At 67.9% G+C, this 23,520-nt stretch carries 21 protein-coding genes; 16 read left to right on the forward strand and 5 right to left on the reverse strand.

The features are described 5' to 3' along the window. Nucleotides 1–248: 248 nt before the first annotated feature. Nucleotides 249–1,181, reverse strand: a complete 933-nt coding sequence (locus tag AB0H42_RS22035; protein WP_357058492.1) for an ABC transporter ATP-binding protein — start codon at nucleotides 1,179–1,181, stop codon at nucleotides 249–251. Next, nucleotides 1,178–2,869 (reverse strand): polyprenol phosphomannose-dependent alpha 1,6 mannosyltransferase MptB, encoded by a 1,692-nt coding sequence (mptB, locus tag AB0H42_RS22040; protein WP_357058545.1) that lies wholly within the window; start codon nucleotides 2,867–2,869, stop codon nucleotides 1,178–1,180. The genes AB0H42_RS22035 and mptB overlap by 4 nt, the downstream gene beginning before the upstream one ends. 506 nt (nucleotides 2,870–3,375) lie before the next feature. On the opposite strand from mptB, the gene AB0H42_RS22045 reads away from it, so the two are divergent. The 16 genes from AB0H42_RS22045 to AB0H42_RS22120 all read left to right on the forward strand — a co-directional run bounded on the left by AB0H42_RS22045 (nucleotide 3,376) and on the right by AB0H42_RS22120 (nucleotide 20,277). Further along, entirely contained in the window at nucleotides 3,376–4,230 is an 855-nt protein-coding gene (locus tag AB0H42_RS22045) for a metalloregulator ArsR/SmtB family transcription factor (protein WP_357058547.1), read from the forward strand. Then, on the forward strand, nucleotides 4,227–5,663 hold the full coding sequence (gene sufB, locus AB0H42_RS22050) for a Fe-S cluster assembly protein SufB (protein WP_265804785.1): 1,437 nt from the start codon (nucleotides 4,227–4,229) through the stop codon (nucleotides 5,661–5,663). The genes AB0H42_RS22045 and sufB overlap by 4 nt, the downstream gene beginning before the upstream one ends. Then, on the forward strand, nucleotides 5,663–6,841 hold the full coding sequence (gene sufD / locus AB0H42_RS22055; RefSeq protein WP_357058494.1) for a Fe-S cluster assembly protein SufD: 1,179 nt from the start codon (nucleotides 5,663–5,665) through the stop codon (nucleotides 6,839–6,841). The genes sufB and sufD overlap by 1 nt, the downstream gene beginning before the upstream one ends. Before the next feature lie 43 nt (nucleotides 6,842–6,884). After that, a complete protein-coding gene (gene sufC / locus AB0H42_RS22060) occupies nucleotides 6,885–7,697 on the forward strand; it encodes a Fe-S cluster assembly ATPase SufC (protein WP_357058496.1) in 813 nt (270 codons plus the stop codon). 1 nt (nucleotide 7,698) lies between these two features. Next, nucleotides 7,699–8,952, forward strand: a complete 1,254-nt coding sequence (locus AB0H42_RS22065) for a cysteine desulfurase (RefSeq protein ID WP_357058498.1) — start codon at nucleotides 7,699–7,701, stop codon at nucleotides 8,950–8,952. A 3-nt stretch (nucleotides 8,953–8,955) separates the two neighbouring features. Beyond that, nucleotides 8,956–9,459, forward strand: coding sequence for a Fe-S cluster assembly sulfur transfer protein SufU (gene sufU, locus AB0H42_RS22070; RefSeq protein ID WP_357058500.1), 504 nt, complete (start codon nucleotides 8,956–8,958; stop codon nucleotides 9,457–9,459). Beyond that, the gene (locus tag AB0H42_RS22075) at nucleotides 9,456–9,845 is read left to right on the forward strand and encodes a metal-sulfur cluster assembly factor (RefSeq protein ID WP_357058502.1); all 390 of its coding nucleotides are present in this window, start codon (nucleotides 9,456–9,458) and stop codon (nucleotides 9,843–9,845) included. The genes sufU and AB0H42_RS22075 overlap by 4 nt, the downstream gene beginning before the upstream one ends. A gap of 824 nt (nucleotides 9,846–10,669) precedes the next feature. After that, nucleotides 10,670–12,250, forward strand: coding sequence for a sensor histidine kinase (locus tag AB0H42_RS22080; RefSeq protein ID WP_357058504.1), 1,581 nt, complete (start codon nucleotides 10,670–10,672; stop codon nucleotides 12,248–12,250). Then, entirely contained in the window at nucleotides 12,250–12,684 is a 435-nt protein-coding gene (locus AB0H42_RS22085) for a roadblock/LC7 domain-containing protein (RefSeq protein WP_030521402.1), read from the forward strand. Before AB0H42_RS22080 ends, AB0H42_RS22085 begins: the two co-directional genes overlap by 1 nt. Beyond that, the gene (locus AB0H42_RS22090) at nucleotides 12,681–13,028 is read left to right on the forward strand and encodes a DUF742 domain-containing protein (RefSeq protein WP_030521401.1); all 348 of its coding nucleotides are present in this window, start codon (nucleotides 12,681–12,683) and stop codon (nucleotides 13,026–13,028) included. Before AB0H42_RS22085 ends, AB0H42_RS22090 begins: the two co-directional genes overlap by 4 nt. Then, nucleotides 13,003–13,626, forward strand: coding sequence for an ATP/GTP-binding protein (locus AB0H42_RS22095; protein WP_357058506.1), 624 nt, complete (start codon nucleotides 13,003–13,005; stop codon nucleotides 13,624–13,626). The genes AB0H42_RS22090 and AB0H42_RS22095 overlap by 26 nt, the downstream gene beginning before the upstream one ends. Continuing rightward, nucleotides 13,623–14,894 carry a cytochrome P450 gene (locus AB0H42_RS22100; RefSeq protein WP_357058508.1) on the forward strand — a complete coding sequence of 424 codons (1,272 nt, stop codon included), beginning with the start codon at nucleotides 13,623–13,625 and terminating at the stop codon, nucleotides 14,892–14,894. The genes AB0H42_RS22095 and AB0H42_RS22100 overlap by 4 nt, the downstream gene beginning before the upstream one ends. Nucleotides 14,895–14,905: 11 nt before the next feature. After that, a complete protein-coding gene (locus AB0H42_RS22105; protein WP_357058510.1) occupies nucleotides 14,906–16,123 on the forward strand; it encodes a cytochrome P450 in 1,218 nt (405 codons plus the stop codon). Nucleotides 16,124–16,268: 145 nt separating this feature from the next. Then, nucleotides 16,269–17,537, forward strand: a complete 1,269-nt coding sequence (locus tag AB0H42_RS22110; RefSeq protein WP_357058512.1) for a cytochrome P450 — start codon at nucleotides 16,269–16,271, stop codon at nucleotides 17,535–17,537. Between the two features lie 239 nt (nucleotides 17,538–17,776). Continuing rightward, the gene (locus tag AB0H42_RS22115; RefSeq protein WP_357058514.1) at nucleotides 17,777–19,021 is read left to right on the forward strand and encodes a cytochrome P450; all 1,245 of its coding nucleotides are present in this window, start codon (nucleotides 17,777–17,779) and stop codon (nucleotides 19,019–19,021) included. A 26-nt stretch (nucleotides 19,022–19,047) separates the two neighbouring features. Next, on the forward strand, nucleotides 19,048–20,277 hold the full coding sequence (locus AB0H42_RS22120) for a cytochrome P450 (RefSeq protein ID WP_357058516.1): 1,230 nt from the start codon (nucleotides 19,048–19,050) through the stop codon (nucleotides 20,275–20,277). Nucleotides 20,278–20,348: 71 nt separating this feature from the next. On the opposite strand, the gene AB0H42_RS22125 is transcribed toward AB0H42_RS22120, so the two are convergent. From AB0H42_RS22125 to AB0H42_RS22135, 3 genes are all read right to left on the reverse strand, one after another. Then, nucleotides 20,349–21,341, reverse strand: coding sequence for a hypothetical protein (locus AB0H42_RS22125; protein ID WP_357058518.1), 993 nt, complete (start codon nucleotides 21,339–21,341; stop codon nucleotides 20,349–20,351). Between the two features lie 68 nt (nucleotides 21,342–21,409). Next, the gene (locus AB0H42_RS22130; protein WP_357058519.1) at nucleotides 21,410–22,468 is read right to left on the reverse strand and encodes a hypothetical protein; all 1,059 of its coding nucleotides are present in this window, start codon (nucleotides 22,466–22,468) and stop codon (nucleotides 21,410–21,412) included. A 199-nt stretch (nucleotides 22,469–22,667) separates the two neighbouring features. Further along, nucleotides 22,668–23,420 (reverse strand): L,D-transpeptidase, encoded by a 753-nt coding sequence (locus AB0H42_RS22135; RefSeq protein ID WP_357058521.1) that lies wholly within the window; start codon nucleotides 23,418–23,420, stop codon nucleotides 22,668–22,670. Nucleotides 23,421–23,520 lie beyond the last annotated feature (100 nt).

Below are 23,520 nucleotides of genomic sequence, written 5' to 3' on the forward strand. Positions count from 1 at the left end.
CCTCGAAGCCGATGGATGCAGTCCGCTGAGACCACAGTGTCGGCCGAAGTATCGCCTCACAATGCCTCCTTCGAAGCTGACGGATGCGGTCTGCGGAGAAGGAGATATGGCATCACTGGGCCTCTCCGAAGCCGGCAGATGCGGTCGGCGGAGGTCGTAGCGTAGGTGGAGGTATCCGCCTGACGAGGTCTCGTTCGGGGCTGTCGGATGCGGTCGGCGGAGGCCGTGGCGAAGGCGGAGGTATCGCCTCATGCCCGCAGGTCCCGTCCGGTCAGTTCCAGGAAGACGTCCTCGAGCCGGCGCTGGTCGATCCGGATATCGGTCGCGAGCACGTTCACCCGGGCGCACCAGGCGGTCACCGTGGCCAGCACCTGCGGGTTGATCTCGCCCTCCACCAGATACGAGCCGGGGCTGGTCTCCTTCGGCGCGAAACCCTCCGGCAGCGCCGACTGCAGCAGGCCCAGGTCCAGATGCGGTGGCGCGGCGAAACGCAACTGTCCGGCCGCACCGTGCGCGGTGACCTCGGCCGGCGTACCGGAGGCGACGATGCGCCCGTGGTCGATGATCACCAGGTGATCGGCCAGTTCCTCGGCCTCGTCCATGAGATGGGTGGTGAGCAGGACGCTGACACCGTCGCGCCGCAGCGCGTCGATCAACTCCCACACCAGGATCCGGGCCTGTGCGTCCATCCCCGCGGTGGGTTCGTCGAGGAAGACGATCTCCGGGCGGCCGACCAGCGCGCACGCCAGCGAGAGCCGCTGCTGCTGGCCACCGGAGAGCCGGCGATAGGGGGTGCGGCGGTGGTCGGCCAGGCCCAGCATGCCGAGCAGCCACGCGGGGTCCAGCGGGTTCGCCGAATAGGAGGCGACCAGATCCAGCATCTCCCCGGCACGTGCGCCCGGATAGGCGCCACCGCCCTGCAGCATCACTCCGATCCGTGGGCGCAACCGCTCGGAGTCGGCGATCGGGTCCAGGCCGAGGACCCGCACCCGCCCCGAATCGGGGCGGACGAAGCCCTCGCACATCTCGACGGTGGTGGTTTTTCCAGCGCCGTTCGGGCCGAGCAGGGCGAAAACCTGTGCGGGTTCGATGGCGAAACCGATACCGTCCACCGCGATCGTCTCGCCGTAGCGTTTGGCGACGTGGTCCACCTGTACGGCGGGCACCCGGGAAGCGGTCACGAGGTCCCACCGTAGGCCCCGGCCGGCTGTGACGGGGCCGACACCCCCTGCTGCGCCCGCCAGGGCAGTGAGTTCCGGGTGACCACGATGAACAGCAGCGACACGATTACGGTGGCCACCGCCGACCCCACGATCTGGAACACCTCGAGGTCGGCGCCGCGCGGCATGAGGATCACACTGACCACCGCGGAGATGCCGATCGCCGGGCCGCGGAACGCGGGCCGGGTGGCCCAGGCCGCCATCGGCACGATGGCCCACAGCAGATACCAGGGTTGGACGACCGGGAACAGCAGCACGATCGCGCCCAGCGAGACCCCGAGCGCGCCGACCGGGTGCAGGCGTCCGGTCCAGGTGGCGACCAGCATTCGCACGGTGATGAAACCCGCTACCACGGCGGCGATGGGCCGGGTGATGCTGAGCAGTGCGGTGGTGTGGTCGCCGAGGCCGAGCAGGACGCCGCCGAATCCGGTGACGATGCCCAGGGCGGTGGGCAGCGACATCCAGCTGCGTACCGCGTTCGCCGTGTTCAGGGTGTAGAGCCAGCCGAAACCGAGACCGCTCGCTGTGCTGATCACCACGGTGACCAGCACCGCGATCAGGCCGAGCAGTCCGGCCGCGGCCAGGATCGGCCGCAGCCCCGGCCCCCAGCGGCGGGCCAGGGCCATTCCCGCGAAGCCCAGCGCGATGATCGAGGTGACCTTCACCGAAGACGACAGGCTGATCACGACCGCGCCGCCCACCAGCAGGGTCCAGCCGCGGCTGTCCAGCGGGGGTGGCCCGCCGTCCCCGGGGACCCCGTGGATCGCGCGCAGCATGAACTCCAGGCCGGCCAGCATCAGGCCGAGCATGAGCGCGTCGTTGTGCACCCCGCCGACCAGGTGGAACAGCACCAGTGGGTTCGCGACACCCAGCCACAGCGCGCTCACCGGCGCCACCCCGCAGCGCACGGACAGTCGTGGCAGCGCCCAGACGATCAGCGCCACCCCGGCCAGGGCCAGCAGCCGGTGCACCCAGACCCCGGCCAGGATGTTCTCCCCGGTGAGCTCGGCGATCCCGTGACCTATCCACAGGAACAGCGGTCCGTAGGGCGCGGGCGTCTCGCGCCAGATGTTGGGGACATTGTTGGTGAGCACATTGTCGATACCGAGCCCGGCGACGGGGCCCTCCTGGTACGGGTCGATCCCGCGGGCGGCGATCTCGCTCTGCGCCAGATAGGAGTAGACGTCGTTGCTGAACATCGGCGGGGCCACGCACAGCGGGATGATCCACAGCAGTAGTGTCCGGTCGAACTGGCGCCGGGTCAGCCGGTGCCGCGGCGAACCGCCGATCCCGCCGACGGCGAACCGCCCCAGCAGGAGCCATGCCAGCACCACGGTCACCGTGCCGACCATGCACATGGCCAGTGATCCGGTGTGCGCCCGCGCGAAAATACCGAGTACCCGCATGCCCGAGGTCGGATTCTGGTGCACCGGCTGCGCGCCGATACCGAGGGCGCTGATCGCCATGAGCACGGTGCCGGTGGCACCCATCAGCCGGATCCGGTCCAGTTGTGCCCGCTCCCGGCGGTCGAGCCCCGGGACCTCGGATTCGTCGCTGTGCAGAATCGCGATGGTGTGATCCGAGGGCGGGACATCGAGCCCGAGGGCGCGCCGCACCAGTTTCAGTGCGCGCTGCCCGCGCGACGCCACTGCGCCCGGGGCGCCTGCCTGTCCTGCCACGGTCACCGAGACTAGTTCGCCGGGGGCGCTGCCGGTGCCCGGGCCGCGGCAGCGCGCGGCGGGCCGGACGCGCACCGACCGGTTGCCGAGGCGCCGGCTCCGGGCCGGACATCTTCTGGCTACCGTGGGTGTCCGATGCCCGGCGCATGGTGTCCGACGCCGGTGGTTCCGCGAAGGGCTTCCGGTCGCGCGGTCCGGGGAGCCCGGCGGCTCGTCCGGGCGGCGGAGCGCGGGGCGCGGGTGCAGCCGGGCAGCAAATTTTCCGGCGCGGGGTGGCGTGAGCCGCCCGGACCTCCGGGGCAGTGAAGCACATCACTGCACTGATCCGGCAGGAGCGGCACGAGCGGCACTTTCTCGCCCGAACAGGCGGTTTCGGCGTATCCGGCCGGACGTGGCCGGATCGGGCGACCCGCCTGCTCAGGGCACCCTTATTAGATTTCGGGAACGAATTCCGCCACACTGATGTTGTGAAAACTATGGGTTTGCCGAATGTGGACGAAAGGGCTGGTCACCGGGCCGGTACCGGGTCCGTCGGCGTGCCCGCGACCGGCGGCGAAGGCCATACCCGCGCCGCTATCGTCCGGCTGCTGCTGGAGGAGGGACCGATCACCGCGACCGCGATAGGCAGTGCCCTGGGCCTGGCGCCGGCCGGGGTGCGCCGGCATCTGGACGCGCTCATCGAATCGGGTCAGGCCCGCGCCGGGCGGTCGGCGCCCTGGCAGCAGAAGGGTCGCGGACGACCGGCCAAGCAGTACCAGCTCACCGCGGCGGGGCGCGGCATGCTCGGTCACGCCTACGACGATCTCGCCGGTGCGGCCATCCGGCAGTTGCGCGAGATCGGCGGCGAGGAAGCGGTTACCGCTTTCGCCCGTAAACGCGCACGCACCCTGGTCGACGGTATCGAACCGCTCCCCGGCCACCGCGCGGAGCCGACGGCGGAAGAGTCCGCCACCGCGGACGATTCCATGCGAACGGGTACGGCGGCCAAGGCCGAGGAGATCGCCACGGCGCTGTCGGACGCGGGGTTCGCCGCGAGTACCCGTCGCGTCGGCGCGGGTGTACAGATCTGCCAGCACCACTGCCCGGTCGCCCATGTGGCCGAGGAATTCCCCGAATTGTGCGAGGCCGAACTCGCGGCCTTCCGGGAGGTTCTCGGTACCCATGTGCAGCGCTTGGCCACCATCGCCAACGGGGACTGCGCCTGCACCACCCACGTACCACTGACAGTGCTGCCCACGGCGGCCGCCGATCGACCGAAGCACGCTTCACCTGCAACTGTTGCGCAGCCCGCAACGGACGCACCGAACGACTCCGGAAGGAGCGCCGAATGACGACCACCACCGACCAGGTGCCACCGCTCACCCAGGAGGAGGCCATTGCCTCGCTGGGTAAATACGGTTACGGCTGGGCCGACTCGGATGCGGCCGGAGCCAGCGCGCAGCGTGGTCTCTCCGAGGAGGTCGTTCGCGATATCTCGGCCAAGAAGGACGAGCAGGCCTGGATGCTGGAGAACCGGCTCAAGGCGCTGCGCATCTTCGACCGCAAGCCCATGCCGAACTGGGGCTCCAACCTCGACGGTATCGACTTCGACAACATCAAGTACTTCGTGCGCTCGACCGAGAAGCAGGCCGAGAGCTGGGAGGACCTGCCCGAGGACATCCGCAATACCTACGACAAGCTGGGTATCCCGGAGGCGGAGAAACAGCGGCTGGTCTCCGGTGTCGCCGCCCAGTACGAGAGTGAAGTCGTGTACCACCAGATCCGCGAGGACCTGGAACAGCAGGGCGTCATCTTCCTCGACACCGATACCGCGTTGAAGGAACACCCGGAGATCTTCCGCGAGTACTTCGGCACGGTCATCCCGGCCGGGGACAACAAGTTCTCCGCCTTGAACACCGCGGTGTGGTCGGGTGGCTCTTTCATCTATGTGCCGCCCGGTGTGCACGTGGATATCCCGCTGCAGGCCTACTTCCGGATCAACACCGAGAACATGGGCCAGTTCGAGCGGACCCTGATCATCGTCGACGAGGGCGCCTACGTGCACTACGTCGAGGGTTGCACCGCGCCGATCTACAAATCCGATTCGCTGCACTCGGCGGTCGTCGAGATCATCGTGAAGAAGGGCGGCCGCTGCCGCTACACGACCATCCAGAACTGGTCGAACAACGTCTACAACCTGGTCACCAAGCGGGCCAAGGCCGAAGCGGGCGCCACCATGGAGTGGATCGACGGCAATATCGGTTCCAAGGTCACCATGAAGTACCCGGCCGTGTGGATGCTCGGTGAGCACGCCAAGGGCGAGGTGCTCTCGGTCGCCTTCGCCGGCGAGGGACAGCACCAGGACACCGGCGCCAAAATGGTGCACCTGGCCCCGCACACCTCCTCGACCATCGTGTCGAAGTCGGTGGCCCGCGGTGGTGGCCGTGCCTCCTACCGCGGCCTGGTGCAGGTCAACAAGGGCGCGTACGGGTCCAAGTCGACGGTGAAATGCGATGCGCTGCTGGTCGACACGATCAGCCGCTCCGATACCTACCCCTACGTCGACATCCGCGAGGACGACGTGACCATGGGTCACGAGGCGACCGTGTCCAAGGTGTCGGAGGAGCAGCTGTTCTACCTCATGAGCCGCGGTATGACCGAGGACGAGGCGATGGCGATGGTGGTGCGCGGCTTTGTCGAGCCCATCGCCAAGGAACTCCCGATGGAGTACGCGCTGGAACTCAACCGCCTGATCGAACTGCAGATGGAAGGAGCCGTCGGCTGATGGCATTGGACAATGTTGCCGAGGCCGCCGAAGCTCGTACTCCGGCGATCAACAAGGGTGAGGTGTTCACCTCTTACGACGTGAACGCCTTCGAGATCCCCTCCGGTAAGGACGAGGCGTGGCGGTTCACCCCGCTGCGCCGCCTGCGCGGCCTGCACAACGGCACCGCGACCGCCGACGGGCGGGCCGGGGTCGAGGTCGGGCAGGTCACCGGGGTCACTGTGGAAACGGTGGGCCGCGACGATGCCCGGCTCGGGCAGGGCGGCACCCCGTCCGATCGGGTCGCCGCCCAGGCGTACTCCGGTTTCGAGCAGGCGACGATCCTCTCGGTGGGCAAGGAGACCGAGGTCGCCGAGCCTGTCGTCGTGCGGATCACCGGACCTGGCGAGGGGAAGACCGCCTACGGTCATCTGCAGGTACGGCTGGCGGAATTCGCCGTCGCCACCGTGGTGATCGACCAGCGCGGCAGCGGAACCTACGCCGAGAACATCGAATTCGTGCTCGGCGACAGCGCCAAGCTGACGGTGGTGGCGGTCCAGGACTGGGCCGACGACGTCGTGCACGCCACCGCGCATCACGCCCTGGTGGGGCGCGACGCGGTGCTGCGGCACACCGCGGTCACCCTCGGCGGTGACCTGGTCCGGCTCACCGGCAATGTTCGCTACGCGGGCCCGGGCGGTGACGCCGAACTGCTCGGTCTCTACTTCGCCGACGCCGGCCAGCATTTCGAACAGCGCCTGCTGGTCGATCACGCGGTGCCGCACTGCAAATCGAACGTGCTGTACAAGGGCGCGCTGCAGGGCGATCCCCATTCACACAAGGGCGATGCCCGCACGGTCTGGGTCGGCGATGTGCTGATCCGAGCCGCGGCCGAGGGCACCGACACATTCGAGATCAACCGCAACCTGGTGCTCACCGACGGCGCCCGTGCCGATTCGGTGCCGAACCTGGAGATCGAGACCGGTGAGATCGTCGGCGCGGGCCATGCCTCGGCGACCGGCCGGTTCGACGACGAGCAGCTGTTCTATCTGCGTGCCCGCGGTATTCCGGAAGACGCAGCTCGCCGCTTGGTGGTGCGCGGTTTCTTCCACGAGATCATCCAGAAGATCGGAGTCGGTGAGGTCGCCGAGCGGCTCGAGGCGGCCATCGAAGCCGAACTCGCCGCGATCGGCGCCTGACCGACCATCCGGCCCCCAGACCACCGAAGGAATTCGACACCCTATGACCACCCTGGAAATCAAGGATCTGCACGCCGAGGTCGCCACCCCCGACGGGGACACCGTCAAGATTCTCAACGGTGTGAACCTCACCGTGAAATCCGACGAGACGCACGCCATCATGGGCCCCAACGGCTCCGGTAAGTCGACGCTGTCCTACGCCATCGCCGGGCATCCCAAGTACACCGTCACCTCGGGTTCTATCACCCTCGACGGTGAAGATGTGCTGGAGATGTCGGTGGACGAGCGGGCGCGCGCGGGACTGTTCCTGGCCATGCAGTATCCGGTGGAGGTCCCCGGCGTCTCGATGTCGAACTTCCTGCGTACGGCGGCGACCGCGGTCCGCGGTGAGGCGCCGAAGCTGCGGCACTGGGTCAAGGAGGTGAAGGAGTCGATGAACGAGCTCGATATCGACGCCGCCTTCGCCGATCGCAGCGTGAACGAGGGCTTCTCCGGTGGTGAGAAGAAGCGGCACGAGATTTTGCAGCTGGGCCTGCTCAAGCCGAAGATCGCCATCCTCGACGAAACCGACTCCGGCCTGGACGTGGACGCGCTGCGTATCGTCTCCGAGGGCGTGAACCGCTACCGGGAGCGGGAGAACGGCGGGGTCCTGCTGATCACCCACTACACCCGGATCCTGCGCTATATCCAGCCGCAGTTCGTGCACGTCTTCGTGGGCGGGCGCATCGTCGCCGAGGGCGGTCCGGAGCTGGCCGAGGAACTCGACGCCAACGGCTATGTGAAGTTTACCCAGAGCTCACCCACCCCGTCGGCTTCGCCGACTGCCGTCCCCCGTCCCGCCGGAGCCGGAGCCTGAGATGACCGCGACCCTTCCCGCCTTCGACGTCGCCCGGATCCGGGCCGACTTCCCGATCCTGAACCGTACGGTCCGGGACGGGAAGCCGCTGGTGTACCTGGATTCCGGGGCTACCGCGCAGCGGCCGCTGGCGGTACTGGACGCCGAACGTGACTTTCTGCTGGCGAGCAATTCCGCCGTCCACCGCGGCGCGCATCAGCTGTCGGAGGAGGCCACCGACGCCTACGAGGACGCCCGCGCGCAGATCGCACGCTTCGTCGGCGCCGCCGCCGACGAGCTCGTGTTCACCAAGAACGCGACCGAATCGCTCAATCTGGTGACCTACGCGTTCTCCGACGACCGATTCCCGTACCACGTGGGCCCGGGCGACGAGATCGTGATCACCGAACTGGAGCATCACGCGAATCTGGTGCCCTGGCAGGAACTCGCGCGCCGGACCGGTGCCACGCTGCGCTGGTACGGGGTCACCGACGACGGCCGTATCGATCTGGACTCGCTCGACCTGTCCCCGGCCACCAAGGTCGTGGCCTTCAGTCACCAGTCGAATGTCACCGGTGCGGTGGCGCCGGTCGCCGAATTGGTGCGCCGGGCCCGCGCCGTGGGCGCGCTGGTGGTACTCGACGCCTGCCAGTCGGTACCGCACGCCCCGGTCGACTTCCACGCCCTGGATGTCGACTACGCGGCCTTCTCCGGACACAAGATGCTCGGCCCCTCCGGGGTCGGTGTGCTGTACGGGAAACGAGCGCTGCTCGAGGAGACCCCGCCCTTCATCACCGGCGGTTCCATGATCGAGACCGTCACCATGGAGCAGACCACCTACGCACCGCCGCCGCAGCGTTTCGAGGCCGGGGTGCCGATGACCTCGCAGGTCATCGGGCTGGGCGCCGCTGTGCGCTATCTGGAGGAGATCGGGATGGACGCGGTGGCCGCGCACGAGCACACCCTCGTCGACGCCGCGCTCGCCGGGCTGGGCGCGGTACCGGGTGTGCGGATCATCGGCCCGACCGAGAACGTCGACCGCGGTGGCGCGGTCGCTTTCCTCACCGACGGGATCCATGCGCACGACCTGGGTCAGATCCTGGACGACGAGGGCGTGGCGATCCGCGTGGGTCACCACTGCGCCTGGCCGCTGCACCGGCGTTTCGGCGTCGCCGCGACCGCCCGCGCCTCGTTCGCGCTGTACAACACGGTGGACGAGGTGGACAAGATGGTCGCCGCCGTGCGGAAGGCCCAGAGCTTCTTCGGGGTTGCCTAGAACATGCGCATGGAGCAGATGTACCAGGAAGTGATCCTGGATCACTACAAGCATCCGCACAACCGCGGCCTGCGGGAACCGTTCGGCGCCGAGGTGCACCACGTCAACCCCACCTGCGGTGACGAGGTGACGCTGCGGGTGCGGCTCGGCGACAACGGCGAGGTCGAGGATGTGTCCTACGACGGCCAGGGCTGCTCGATCAGCCAGGCCTCGGTATCGGTGCTGACCGATCAGGTGATCGGACTGCCGGTTCTGGAGGCGCTGGGTGTGGTCGACTCGTTCAACGAGATGATCGGCAGCCGGGGCACCATCGAGGGCGACGAGGACATAATCGGCGACGGAATCGCTTTCGCCGGTGTCGCCAAATATCCGGCCCGGGTGAAATGCGCACTGCTGGGCTGGATGGCATTCAAGGACGCGGTGCTGCGGGTCGACGGCGCGGCCGATTTCGCCGCGGGACCCGGCGCGTCCGCTACCGACCGCTCACGGAACGGGGAAACAGCATGACCGAAACTTCTGCCACCGAGGCCACCGCGCCGGAGCCGGCGGCCGGCCCCGGCGCCGAACTCTCGGCCGAGGACCTGGCGCAGCTCGCCGATCTCGAGGAGGCCATGCGCGATGTGGTCGATCCCGAACTCGGTATCAATGTCGTGGATCTCGGCCTGGTCTACGGAATGCGGGTCGAGGAGACCACCGCGGTGCTGGATATGACGCTGACCTCGGCCGCCTGTCCACTCACCGATGTGATCGAGGATCAGTCCCGCAATGCCCTGGTCCGCAGCGGGCTGGTCGACGATCTGAAGATCAACTGGGTCTGGATGCCGCCGTGGGGTCCGGACAAGATCACCGAGGACGGCCGGGAACAGTTGCGGGCGCTCGGCTTCACGGTCTGAGGCCCGCGCACCCACCGCGCGTGGCACTTCGCGACGGCGACCGATACGGTCGCCGTCGCGTTCTGGTCTGTACCCGAATTGGTGCGGAGGGAAGACCGGGAAGCGGGCCGCGGTACGGGCCGGTCGGCCCTCCCGGAGCCTCGGTCGCATTTCGGCCGGTAATGCCGGGGCTTTACTGGAATACGGCTATTCCACGTCTCCGCGGTGACCGTCGTGCCGCCTGCCGGGAGGCGCGCATTGGGCATTTCGGCCCGGGCCGGGCGCCCGATTCGAGTGGGCGCGGACAGTATTAAACCTGTCTTGATATCAATTTTCCGGGCCCGCCGCCAATTGCCGACCGTTCGGTCTTCTTTCGGTGCTCCGTCCCTGGTGATGGGGGATGCGATCGCGGTGTGCCTCGGAGCACCCCCGGCTGCACGTGCAGTCCCCGCGGCGTCCCGCGGTCGTGATCTTCACGGTCGCAATACCTTTCCGCATTCTGCGAGGTCGCGGCCCTATCACGGAAAGGTGACAATCGATTATCGGCCGTTATTGAGAGAGTTCACCACAATGCTGCTACTGTGAGCGGGTCGTCGGGTTCCGGGCCATCGGAGGATGTGCTCCGATGGTCATCGATCGGCCGAATGACTTGTCCCTTAGTTACTTTCGGGTAGTCGAAAGTAACTAAGGGATATGTCACCGACCGTTACCGCGGTGCCCGGCACGGACCCTCATCCGGCCAGGGGCGAAAATGGTCGGCGTCGCGAGGTAGGCGAGACGAAGCGCCGTGGCATGCCACGGCACCGCGTGGCGCACCTCGAGCCCCGTCAACGACGAGAAAGCTGATGAATCTGAATACCGCCGTGCTGCTTCCCTGGATACTCGCCCCCATATTGGTGCTCGGCGTGGCGTGGTACGCCGTTCGGGCCGTGCGAGATCAACAGAAACGACTCGATGTGCTCGAGCGGGAACTGGCCGTACGCGAGGATGCGCTCGAGCATCTCGCGGCCAGCACGTTGCCCGCCCTCTCGGAGTCCACCCGCCGGTTCGACCAGACCGCCGTGGCACCCGAAGTGCCCCCCGGACTGGAGAACTCGCGCTTCGCTCAATGCCTGCGCTGGATCGTCGACCGGGTCACCGAGGATCTGCGGGCCGTCCAGAGCGAAACCCGCGAAGCCGTCACCCGGGAGATGGAGGAGCAGGTCCGTACCGCCGTCTCGGCCGCCGAGCGGAACGTACGTACCGAGGCCGACGCCGGCCGCGAACGCTCGGAAAACCTTGCCCGTGAGGCGACCAGCGCCGCGGTCCGTTCGTTCGGCACCTCCGTGGTGAGCCTGGGAGCCGACGTCTCCCAGGTTGTGAGCTCCGCGCTCCGCGAACACCGCGACGACCGCGTCTACGAGACCCTCATCCGTATCGACCACACCGTGCAGCAGATGATCCGCCAGGCGCAGTCCTACGTGATCGTCTGTGGTGGTCTGCCCGGCCGCCGTTGGCCCGCCCAGTCGCTCACCGACGTCGTCGGTGGCGCGACCGGTCGTGTCCGTGACTACCTGCGGGTGCGCCCGTCCCAGCTCGACCGCATCGTCATCAGTCGTGCGGTGGAACCGCTGGTGCACACGCTGGCCTCGCTCATCGACAACGCGCTGCGCTACTCGCCGCCGACCTCCTTCGTGGATGTGACCTTCCAGGAAGGTCATCACGGTGTGACCGTGATCGTCGACGACGCCGGCGTCCGGATGAACGCCGAGCAGATGGAAGAGGCCCGCCAGGTCCTGGCCAACGAACGCTCGATCGACATCCATCAGCTCGGCCCGGCCCCCAAGGTCGGTTTCCCCGGTATCGCCGCGCTCGCCCGCCGCTACGGGTTCACCGTCTACATCGACGGACCCAACGCCTACGGCGGTATGCGCGCCATGGTCTACATCCCGGAGGCACTGCTGGTCGCACCGAAGGCCAACCAGGACAACGACGCCGCGCTGCCGGCCGGCGCCCCGGCGCCGCGGGAACTCGCCGCGGTCCCCGGCGGCCAGGTCTCGTCGGTATCGGGAAGCTCCGGTAACGCTCTGGTCGGTAACGCCGTATCGTCCGGTATCGGAGCGCATTCGGCGACGAGCACCGGCGCGCACGCCGCGATCCCGGTCGTGTCCGAGAGCTCCCGGCCTGTCGAGCGGATTTCGGCGGCAGGTGGCATCGACGAGACCGAGAGCGAGCAGCGTACGACAGTCCACGACATCACCAGCGGCGGTCTGCCCCGGCGCCGGCGCCGTGCCGCGGCCGTCCCTGATGACATCAACGATCGCGTGTCCGGACAGGACAGGACCGAACCGGGGCAGCCCCGCCCCGATATCGCCGCTGCCTGGCAGAGCGGCTCCAAGAGCGGCCGTGCCGCCGCATCCGAACACACCGAAGGGATGACATCCTGATGGGTTCACCGAGGACAGTGGTATCCGACAGCACCAACAAACTGGGCTGGTTACTGGACGATCTCGAGGTTCCCGGCGTCCGATTCGCCGTCCTGTTGTCCGAGGACGGGCTGCGTATCGCCCATTCGGCGGGTATCGCGAAAGACGATGCCGAGCGGTTCGCCGCCGCCGCCTCCGGCCTGCGTTCGCTCGGTAAGGCGCTCGGCGAGTTCTGTGGTAGCAACGGAAACGATGTGCGGCAGAACATGACCGAATACGACCAGGGCATGATCATGATCACCGCGGCGGGCGAGGGCGCGCTCCTGGGTGTGGCGACCATGACCGATATCGATGTGGGCCTGATCGCCCACCGGATGAACGAGCTCGCCGGCCGGGTCGGCCACGAGCTCGGGAGTGAACCTCGCAGAGGCGCACACGGCGGCGATCTGCAATGAGCCGGTCGCGGCGTGATCCAGATCTGGTCCGCGCGTATGTGCGGACCGGCGGACGCTCCCGTCCGACCCGTGAGCTCGGCCTGGTCACCCTGGTCGTTGCCGTCGGAGATCCAGCGCCGGGCTCCACACCGGATGCGCGTCGGGTGGTCGATGTCTGCGCCCGCGGCGCCCTGTCGATCGCGGAGGTCGCCGCCTATCTCGACCTCCCGCCGTCGGTGGTGACGATCGTCGTGTCCGACCTGCTGGACAGCGGACATCTCAATATCCCGACCCCGGCGGAAATAATGCCGGAGATCGCCCTGCTCGAGGAGGTACTCAATGGGCTCCGTGCTCTCCCGGCCTGATCGGTCCGCGGAATACGGCCGCGCGGTCGACTATGTGCCGGAGACGGTGACCCGCTCGGTGAAATTGCTGGTGGCCGGTAATTTCGGCGTCGGCAAGACCACCTTCGTGAGCAGTATTTCCGAGATAAAACCGTTGCGTACCGAGGAGACCATCACCGAGGCCAGCGTCGGTATCGACGATCTGGGCGGGCTGGGATCGAAGACGCAGACCACGGTCGCGATGGACTTCGGCCGTATCACGCTCAACCCCGAACTGGCCCTGTACCTCTTCGGTACGCCGGGCCAGCAACGGTTCATTCCGCTGTGGGAGGAACTGGCCAAGGGCGCACTCGGCGCCCTGGTCCTGGTGGACACCCGGCGTATCGAGAAGGCCGACGAGGTACTGGCCGTACTCGAGGAGCGCGGTGTGCCGTATGCGGTCGGGGTGAACGAGTTCGAGGGTTCGAGCCGCTTCCCGCTGTCGGAAGTGCGCGAGGCACTCGACCTGACCGAAGACACTCCGCTCATCGCCCTCGACGCGCGTGATCGGCGCACCTGCCTGCAGTCGCTGATCACGCTCGTCGAATTTCTGTTCCGCCGATTGGAGTCTCGTCTTTGACCACGCAGTTCTCTCCGGTTCCGCAACAACAACCTCCGTTCACCGGCTGCCCGGTCGTTCACGGAGACCCCACCGGAGGCGTCGGCGATCGCTTCAGCCTTTTTTCCGAAGAATTCGCCGGTGATCCGCATCGCGCCTATGCCGCGATGCGGAGCCGGTACGGTTCGCTGGTTCCCATCGATCTGGCCCCGGATGTGCCCGCCACCCTGGTGATCGGCTATGACGCGGCCGTGCGGATCCTCAACGATCCCGACCGGTTCCCGGCCGATCCACGGGCCTGGCAGACGAGTATCCCGCCCGATTCGCCGGTCAAGCCGATGATGGAGTGGTACCCGAACGCCTTGCGCAACAGCGGTGAGTCGCATCAGCGCTACCGCCAGGTGTATGTGCACGCGATCGACGGCATCGACCTGCACGAACTGCACCAGACCGTGGAGCGGATCGCCGTTCCGCTGATCAACTCCTTCTGCGAGGCGGGCAAGGCCGACCTGGTCACCCAGTATGCGTTTCCGCTGGTGTTCGAGGTGATCAACCAGATGGTCGGTTGCTCACTGGAACTGGGCGAGCGCGTCGCCAACGGGATGGCCGCGCTGTTCGACACGGTCAACGCCGAATGGGGGATGACCCATCTCAGCGAAGCGCTGATGGAGCTCGTCTTCATGAAGCGTTCCGATCCGGCCGACGATGTGACCTCCCGGCTGGTGCACCATCCGGCGAAACTCGACGACGAGGAGCTGCTGTCCAATCTGATCAGCTTCTACGGCGCCGGGGTGGAGCCGCAGCAGAACCTGATCAACAACACGCTGCTGCTGATGATGACCGACGAGCGGTTCGGCGGAAACATGCTCGGCGGTGCGCTGTCCACCCGCGACGCGCTGGATGAGGTGCTGTTCAACGACCCGCCGATGGCCAACTTCTGCACCACCTATCCGCGGCAGCCGATTCTCGTCGAGAACACCTGGCTGCCCGCCCACCAGCCGGTAGTGATCAGCCTTTCGGCGTGCAACAACGATCCGGCTATCCGGGGTGCCGACCACACGGGCAACCGCTCACATCTGGCCTGGAGTATCGGACCGCACGCATGCCCCGCGCAGTCGCCGGCGTTCGTGGTGGTCCAGGGGGCGATCGACCTGCTGCTCGACGCGCTGCCCGAACTGGAACTCGCCGTGGCACCCGAGGAACTCGTCTGGCGTCCGGGGCCGTTCCACCGGGCCCTGGCCGCCCTGCCGGTCGTTTTCCCGCCTTCTCCTCCGTTGCACCTCGTATAAGGAGTCAGTCGTTGGATCGCCAGCCCATCGTTCTGGATATGGCCGGTGCCGATACCCAAGGGGAAGCGGCGAGGTTGCGCGCCCAGGGTCCCGCCGCGCTGATCGAGTTGCCGGGTAACGTGCCCGCCTGGTCGGTCACCGACGCGACGGTCCTGAAGAGCCTGCTGGCCGATCCGCGGGTGTCCAAGGACCCGCGACAGCACTGGACGGCGTTCGTGAACGGTGAGATCACCGAGGACTGGCCGCTGCTGCCGTGGATCGCGGTGGAGAACATGTTCACGACCTACGGGGCCGACCATCGCCGGCTGCGCCGCCTGGTGTCCCCGGCGTTCACCCATCGGCGGACCGTGACGCTGCGCCCGCGCGTGGAAGCACTCGTCACCGACCTGCTCGACCGCTTGGCCGCGGTGCCCGCGGGTCAGGTGGTCGACCTGCGCGAAGGCTACGCCTATCCGGTGCCGATCCAGGTGATCACCGAACTGCTGGGTGTCCCGGTATCCCTCGGCGCGGGCCTGCGGGTGTGCGTGGACCGGTATTTCGACACCACCATCGATCAGGCGGGGGCGCAGGCCAACTTCGTCGAGATGTACGGTCTGGTGACCGAACTGGTCGCCTATCGGCGCGACAATCCCGGTGACGACATCACCAGCGTGATGATCGGCAGTCGCGACGAGGACGGTTCGCAGCTCACCGAGAAGCAGATCGTCGAAACCCTGATGCTGGTCATCAATGCCGGTCACGAGACCACGGTCAACCTGCTCGATCAGGCCATCGTCGCGCTGCTCACCCATCCGGCGCAGCGCGCGGCGGCCCTGGCGGGGGAGGTGAGCTGGTCGGAGGTGGTGGAGGAGACCCTGCGCTACCAGGCCCCGGTGGCGCATCTGCCGCTGCGGTACGCCGTGGAGGACATCGAGATCGAGGGCTTGCGGATCGGCAAGGGCGAGGCCATCCTGGCCTCCTACGCCGCGGCCGGCCGCGACCCGAAGATCCACGGCGCCACCGCCGATCTCTTCGACGCGACCCGGACGGTCAAGGATCATGTGTCCTTCGGCCACGGAGCGCATCACTGCATCGGTGCGCCGCTGGCCCGGATGGAGGGTGAGCTCGCACTGCCCGCGCTGTTCCGGCGGTTCCCGGACATCCGGCTGGCCGTCGAGGTGAGCGAACTGAAACCGGTGGTGAGCTTTGTTTCCAACGGTCATCAGGAATTGCCTGTGTACCTGGGCTGAAGCCGGTAGCGTAAAAGGTTCCGGTTACTACAACTTCATGCTGATGGCTCGTCGCGGACGTCGCTGAGCGGGATGTATGGGTCGGCGGATAGGTCTGCGAGAACGCACTATTCGCCGATTCATACGAACCTCGGAGTGTGATGTCATGACCACAGCACAACATGATCAGTACCGCGTTTCCGATCCACGCTTCGTAATCCAGGGCTCCCCGGTGGATCCCATCGGTCCGTACGTTCCCCTGTACTCGGAGGAGTTCGCCGCCGATCCGCACAAGATGTACCGGGAGATGCGGCAGCGTTTCGGGTCGCTGGCTCCGGTGGAGTTGGCCCCGGGAGTCCCGGCCACCCTGGTGATCGGCTATCACACCGCCCTGCGAATCCTCAACGACCACGACCATTTTCCCGCCGACCCGCGGGTATGGCAGCGCGGCGTACCCGAGGACTGCCCGGTACTGCCCATGATGGAGTACCGGCCCAATCCGCTGCGCACCGTCGGCCAGGAGCGGATCCGCTACCGGTCGGCCGCGGTCTCGGCCATCGGCGAGATCGATATGCACGCATTGCGTCCCACCATCGAGCAAATCGCGGTCACGCTGATCAACTCGTTTTGTACCGACGGTTACTGCGATGTGGTGGGGCAGTACGCCTCCCCGCTGATCTTCGCCACCCTCAACGCCATGCTCGGGTGCCCGCCCGAACTCGGGCACCGCGCGGCCCGCGGCCTGGCGGCCATGTTCGATACGGTGGACGCGGCCGAGGGCAACGCCACCCAGGCCGACGCGCTGCTGGAGCTGGCCCGGCTCAAACGGGTTCAGCCCGGGGACGACGTCACCACCCGGCTGGTCCGGCATCCGGTGCAGTTGAGCGACGAGGAGACCCGGCAGCAGCTGGCGCTACTGTACGGCGCGGGTACCGAACCGCCGCAGAATCTGATCGCGAACACGCTGCTGCTGATGCTGACCGATGAGCGCTTCGCGGCCAATGTGCTGGACGGCAGTCTCTCCACCCGGGATGCCCTCGACGAGGTGCTGTTCAACGATCCGCCGCTGTCCAACTACTGCATCAGCTATCCGCGGCAGCCGATGCTGATCGACGGTATCTGGCTGCCGGCACACCAGCCGGTGCTGATCAGTATGACCGCCTGCAACAACGATCCCGCCATCAAAGCCGATGGGCCGACCATCAACCGGTCGCATCTGGCCTTCAGCGCGGGCCAGCACAGCTGCCCGGCCCGTTCGGTGGCGCTGTTGATCGTCCAGGACGCCATCGACCAGTTGCTGGACGCGGTGCCGGAGATGGAACTGGCGGTACCGCAGGCGGAACTGCGATGGCGACCCGGCCCGTTCCATCGGGCGCTGGTCTCGCTGCCGGTCACCTTTCCCGAGTCCCCGCCGATCCGGATAAACAGCCGCTGAACGGCGCATATCGGTCGGCCGGGCTGGTGCTGTTCGTGGACGGCCTTGCTCTCTCGCTGCCCCGGGCGCCCGCCGCTGCGCCCGGGGGCGCCGAGCACACCCAGCCGACCGTGCATGTGTACGAACGTCCGTGGCGCTGCGAATCCCGATCGGTCGCGCCAGGTTCCAGGTAAAGTCGCGAACTCAGCCCGGCGGCCGGATCTCCGGCCGCGAGACCCTTCGCGCAGGAACCACAGACTTTGACTATCGAGAGCACACCCCTATCGCCCGCGGGACCCCGGGATTTCGACGGCCCGCGGGTTCCGCTGTACTCGGAGGAGTACGCAGCCGATCCGCACCGGGTCTACCGGGAGATGCGGCGGCGCTTCGGCTCCCTGGCTCCGGTGGAGCTGGCGCCGGGCGTCCCGGCCACCTTGGTGCTCGGCTACCACGCCGCTCTGCAGATCCTGCACGATCCGGACCATTTCCCGGCCGATCCGCGTGCCTGGGAACAGAATATCCCCGCCGACTGCCCGATTCGCCCGATGATGGAGTGGCGGCCGAACCCGATCCGCAGCGCCGGCAGTGAGCACACGCGGTATCGCTCGGCGGCCGCGGCGGCGCTCGGCAAGATCGATCTGCACCGCCTGCACGCCACCGTGGAACAGGTCGCGGTCCCACTGATCAACTCGTTCTGCGAAGTCGGTTACTGCGACGTGGTCAGCCAATACGCGTTGCCGGTGGCCTTCTCCACCCTCAATGCCACGCTCGGCTGCCCGCCCGATATCAGCCGGCGCGCGGCCACCGGGATGGCGGCGCTGTTCGATACCGTCGACGCCGAACGCGGCAATCAGATGCTGTCCGAAGCGCTCCTGGAGCTGACCCGGCTCAAACGCGCCGAACCCGGTGACGATGTCACCAGCTGGCTGGTCGAACACCCGGTGCGATTGGACGACGAAGAAATGATGCACCAGTTGGTGACGCTGTACGGGGCGGCGATCGAACCACCGCAAAATCTCATCGCGAACACCCTGCTGCTCATGCTGACCGATGAGCGCTTCGCGGCGAATGTGCTGGACGGAAGCCTGTCGACCCGGGATGCGCTGGACGAGGTGCTGTTCAACGATCCGCCGATAGCCAACTACTGCTTCAGCTATCCGCGGCAGCCGATCCTGATCGACAATGTGTGGTTGCCCGCGCATCAGCCCGTGGTGATCAGTATGGCGGCCTGTAACAACGATCCGGCGATCCGCACCGGGAACGTGACCGACAACCGCTCCCATCTGGCCTTCGGTATGGGCCCGCATGCCTGTCCGGCGCGGCCGGTGGCGGTGCTGGTCGTGCAGGACGCGATCGATCAGCTGCTGGATGCCCTCCCGGAGCTGGAGCTGGCGGTGCCGGCCGCGGAGTTGCAGTGGCGGCCGGGCCCGTTTCACCGGGCACTGTCCGCACTTCCGGTCACCTTTCCGAAGAGCCCGCCGATCAGCGTGGCCGGTTTTCACTAGTTCGGCAGTTCAGTCAGGAGTTTCCGATGCAGAACCCCACCGCACCGTTGGTCCTGGATCCAGGTGGTTCGGATATCCAGGGTGAGATCGCCCGTATTCGCGCGCAGGGTCCGGTCTCCCCGGTGGAACTTCCGGGTGGTGTGCGCGCCTGGTCGGTGACCGACGCGGCCCTGCTCGAGGAGATCCTGGCCGGGCCACAGGTTTCCAAGGACGCCCGCCAACACTGGCCCGCGTTCCAGAACGGCGAGATCTCCGCCGAATGGCCGCTGCTGCCCTGGGTGGCGGTGACCAGTATGTTCACCGCCTACGGTCCCGAGCACCGGCGGTTGCGCAAGATCGTGTCCCCGGCGTTCACCCATCGGCGGACCATGGCGTTGCAGCCCCGGATCGAGGCGATCACCACGGATTTGCTCGATACGCTGGCCGCGACCCCGGCGGGTGAGATCGTGGATCTGCGGGAGGGCTTCGCCTACCCGCTCCCGATCCGCGTCATCAGCGAGCTGATGGGGGTACCGGAGGAACTGAACCCGCAACTACGCCAAGGCGTGGACGGGTTCTTCGACACGACCCTCTCCGCGGCCCAGGCCCAGGCGAACCACGCGGAGATGTCGGCGTTGCTCTTCCGGCTCGTGGCCTATCGCCGGGAGAACCCGGGCGAGGACATGACGACTCTCCTCGTCGCCGCCAGCGATGACGCCGAGACCCCGTTCACCGAACAGGAATTGGTGGACACGCTGCTCCTGGTCATCAGTGCCGGCCACGAGACCACGGTCAACCTTCTCGACCAGGCGATATATCTGCTGCTGACCCGACCGCGGCACCGGGCCGATCTCGCCGCCGACCGGATCTCGTGGACCGATGTGGTCGAGGAGGCGCTGCGGTTCGAGGCGCCGGTGGCGCATGTCCCGCTGCGGTACGCGGTCGAGGATTTCGTGCTCGGCGAAGTCGAGATCACCAAGGGCGACGCGATCCTCGCCGGGTATGCCGGTGCGAGCCGGGACCCGAAGATCCACGGTGCCACGGCCGACGAGTTCGATCCCACACGCGCGGTGAAGGACCATCTGGCGTTCGGTTACGGCGCGCATCGCTGCCTCGGCGCACCGCTGGCCCGGCTGGAGGCGGCGGTGGCTCTGCCCGCGATCTTCCGCCGATTCCCGGATATGGAACTCGCCGCGGCACCGGAGGAACTCGGTGTGGTGCCCAGTTTCATCTCCAACGGCCACCACCGGCTGCCGGTGTACCTGAACGGGAAGTGACCTGCGCGCCCGCTCGGTCGGTATGCCGATCCGGGCGGGCCCGAGAACATTTCCGGGCGCCCGCGGACCACTCAGCCGCCGCGATGTAGTTCCAGGAAATCGGTGACGGGGCGCCGTGGTGTCGGCGGTTGTGCCGCCGCGGTGGGCGCGGTGCCCACCCGGACGACGACCTGCGGAATCGCGGGCTCGGGCAGCAGATTCGCAATGGCGCGCCGGCTCACCGGGACCTCGGTGATATGGGTCAGCGGGCAGGTCGCCAACCCGGCGACCGTGGCGTCCAGCAGTACCGCGGACAGCGCTTCCCCGGCCCGCAACCAATCCACGGGGCTGTCGGTGGCCGAACCCAGCACCAGCAGCCGCGACGCGTCGGTCAGCTCACCGCGCCGCAGCGACGGCGGCGCGGTGGGAAAGGCCCGGCCCACTCCGACCTGCGCCGCTTCCGCCGCCGAGACCAGCGCGGAGATCGGCACCCCGTCGGCGGGGGAATCGTTACCCGCCCACCAGTGCAGCTCGTTCAGATATTGCGGATCGTATTCGCGCAGCGCCGCCGATCGAGCCGACGCGGCGGCCAGGCGCAGCCGGGCGGAATCGCCCAGTACCTCGAGCTGGGCCCCGCGGGCACCGGCCGCCGCGCGCAGGCCCGGCTCGACCCGGTCCCAGTCGCGGGGCGGCAGCATCGGCAGCCGGTCGGTGTAGCGCTGCTCGATGGCCGCGGCGCGGGCCCGGACGGTATCGGAGACCGCGGTGGCCGGCGCGAAGTCGACGGTGGCGAGATGGTCGGGCGCGGTATCGGGCAGCCGGATCACCTCGGTGTCCCAGCCCGCCGCCGCGAACGCGGTCCGGGTGTGGTCGAGGATGGCCCCGCAGCTGATGGCCAGCTGTCTGCCCTGCGGATCGGCCGAGAACAGCTGCCGGCTGGTGTCGCGGTACAGATGCAGCCGGTGACCGTCGAACACCCAGCGCCACGGTTGCGTATTGTGCACCGACGGCGCCCGCCGGGCGAGGGACAGCGCGGCCTGCACTGTCGGATGATCGGGCACCCGGGCCGTACCGATGGCGTCCATCTTCCGAGTCTGCGCCTCGGGAGAGCGCCGGACCACCTCGGTCGCCGATCCGGGCCGAATCGTGGCACTCAGGGCATGGGACCGATACCGGTGATCAAGGTCCGGTCACCGATTCGCATCGTCGTGACCAGTTGCGGGTTGTATCCCAGCGGCGCCGATCCGGGCCGGTACTCGGTGACGGTGACGGTGTACTGGCCGACGAATGCGCCGGGAGCGATCCGGACGCAGTAGGTGGTCCCCTCCGGAATGGTGTCGATACCGCGCTGGATATCGGCGGCCGGCGGGACGGCGGCGTCCCCCGCGACCAGCGCGCGGGCCTGCTCCCCGGACCGGGCGACGTAGTAGGCGTGCTGGAACCCGAAGATGGCCGAGGGTCCCGAATCGGTGCCGCCCGGTTCGTTGCCCTGCACGGTGTTGCCGACCCGCTCGGCGACGCAGTGCGGGTCGGAACCGGGGGCGGCGGGCACTGTGGCGCTGGGCGCGGCCGCGGCGGGGGCGCGCGGTTCGTCCCCGCCGACGACCGCGAACTGCACATACGCGGCCGCGCCGAGGGCCGCGAGCCCCGCGACTCCCAGCAGCACCGGAAGTACGCGGTTCCGGCCGGACGTGGAGGCCGGGGCGCGGACGGGCGCCGGAGTGGTGTGGTGGTCGGGCAGGGTCAAGCGCCGGCGCAGCCGTTCCCGGGCGCCCGCGGGGGAGGTGTCCGCGGGGGCCGCTACCGACTCGGCCTCGGCCGCGACGGGGGGCTCGGTCACCGGGGCGGCCCCGGGTGGTGGTGGGGTATCGGCGGCGGGAGGCGGGACCGTACCGGGATCCACCGCCGCGGCCTCGGGTTCGGCCGGGTCGGCGCTCGCCCGCGCGACCCAGTCCGACCAGGAGCCCTCGTAGCGGGCGTTACCGCTGTCCCATCCCGGCAGCCGGAGCACCGGTATGGGTTCGGTGGGCATCGAATCGGCCGGTACCGCCGAATCGCCGTAGTGCGGGCGGTAGAGGTCGGCATGCGGGGCATACGGATCCGGGTCGGCGTCTCCGGACGCGGGTGCCGGGTACGGGTTCCGCTGCCCGGGTGGGTCCGTGTGGCCCCGGTGATACGGGTCCGGATCCGCGTATCCGGGTTCAGGCGGCATGCGCGGGTCCCGCTCCCGAGGTGGGCCGGTGTGGTCCCGGGGATACTGTTCCCCGGGACCCGAGGGCGGTCGATCCATGGCGCGGCCCCCTTCATCGGTTCACGACGCGCGATCGCTCGTCATTGTTCTAGTGGATCGGCGACCGGACCGCAGCGCGGGGCGGGTACCGGGGCGCGGCGGCCGCGCCCCGGTGACCCGATTACCAGTGGATGTTGACCGGATCGCCGATACCGACGTTCTCGTAGTACCACGCGGCGTCGTCGGGAGCCAGATTGATACAACCGTGACTCACATTGGAATTGCCCTGCTGATCGACCGACCAGGGCGCGGAATGGACGAAGACACCGCCCCAGGTGAGCCGCTCGGCCCATTCTCCGTCGATCAGGTAGCCCTCCGGGGAATCCAGGGGGATACCGATGGTCCGGGAATCGAAGATGATGTTGCGGAACTTCTCCAGCACCGGGTAGGTGCCGGTGGGCGTCTCGTAACCGGGTTTGCCCATGGACGCGGGCATGGTTCGCACCACCACACCGCCCATGCTGACGGTGAAGGTGTGGGCGGACATGTTCGCGTCGGCGACCACCCCGCCGTTGGTCTGGAACTGGGTACGGCGGTCACCGAAATTCACGGTGAGCGTGCTGTTCGCCGGCAGATATCCGGTGGGTGTCCAGGTCAGTTCCCGGTCACCGCGCCAGGTGTAGGCGCCGGGCAGCGGATCGCCGGCGGTGACCGACAGCGACTGCTCGGCGCGGGCCCGATCGGTGACCGCGTCGGAGAACCGGACGGTGACCGGATGGGCGATGCCGACGAGAGCGCCGCCGGAGGGAGTTACCGAGGCCACGGGTGCGGGGCCGGGCGGATCGATCGTCATGGCGTTCGCCCCCGCGGGGGCGACGGCCAGCGAGAGCGCGATCGCGATCGCCAGAAAAAGGTGCCGGGCAATAATATTCATGGTCCCACCCCTTACGGACGACTGGTGGACAGACGTCCATCCTAAGGGGCCATGATCAACTCAACCACCCAAGATATCGTCCCGGCACCCGTTCGCGATG

This window comes from Nocardia sp. NPDC050799 (assembly GCF_040654015.1).
Classification (GTDB): domain Bacteria; phylum Actinomycetota; class Actinomycetes; order Mycobacteriales; family Mycobacteriaceae; genus Nocardia.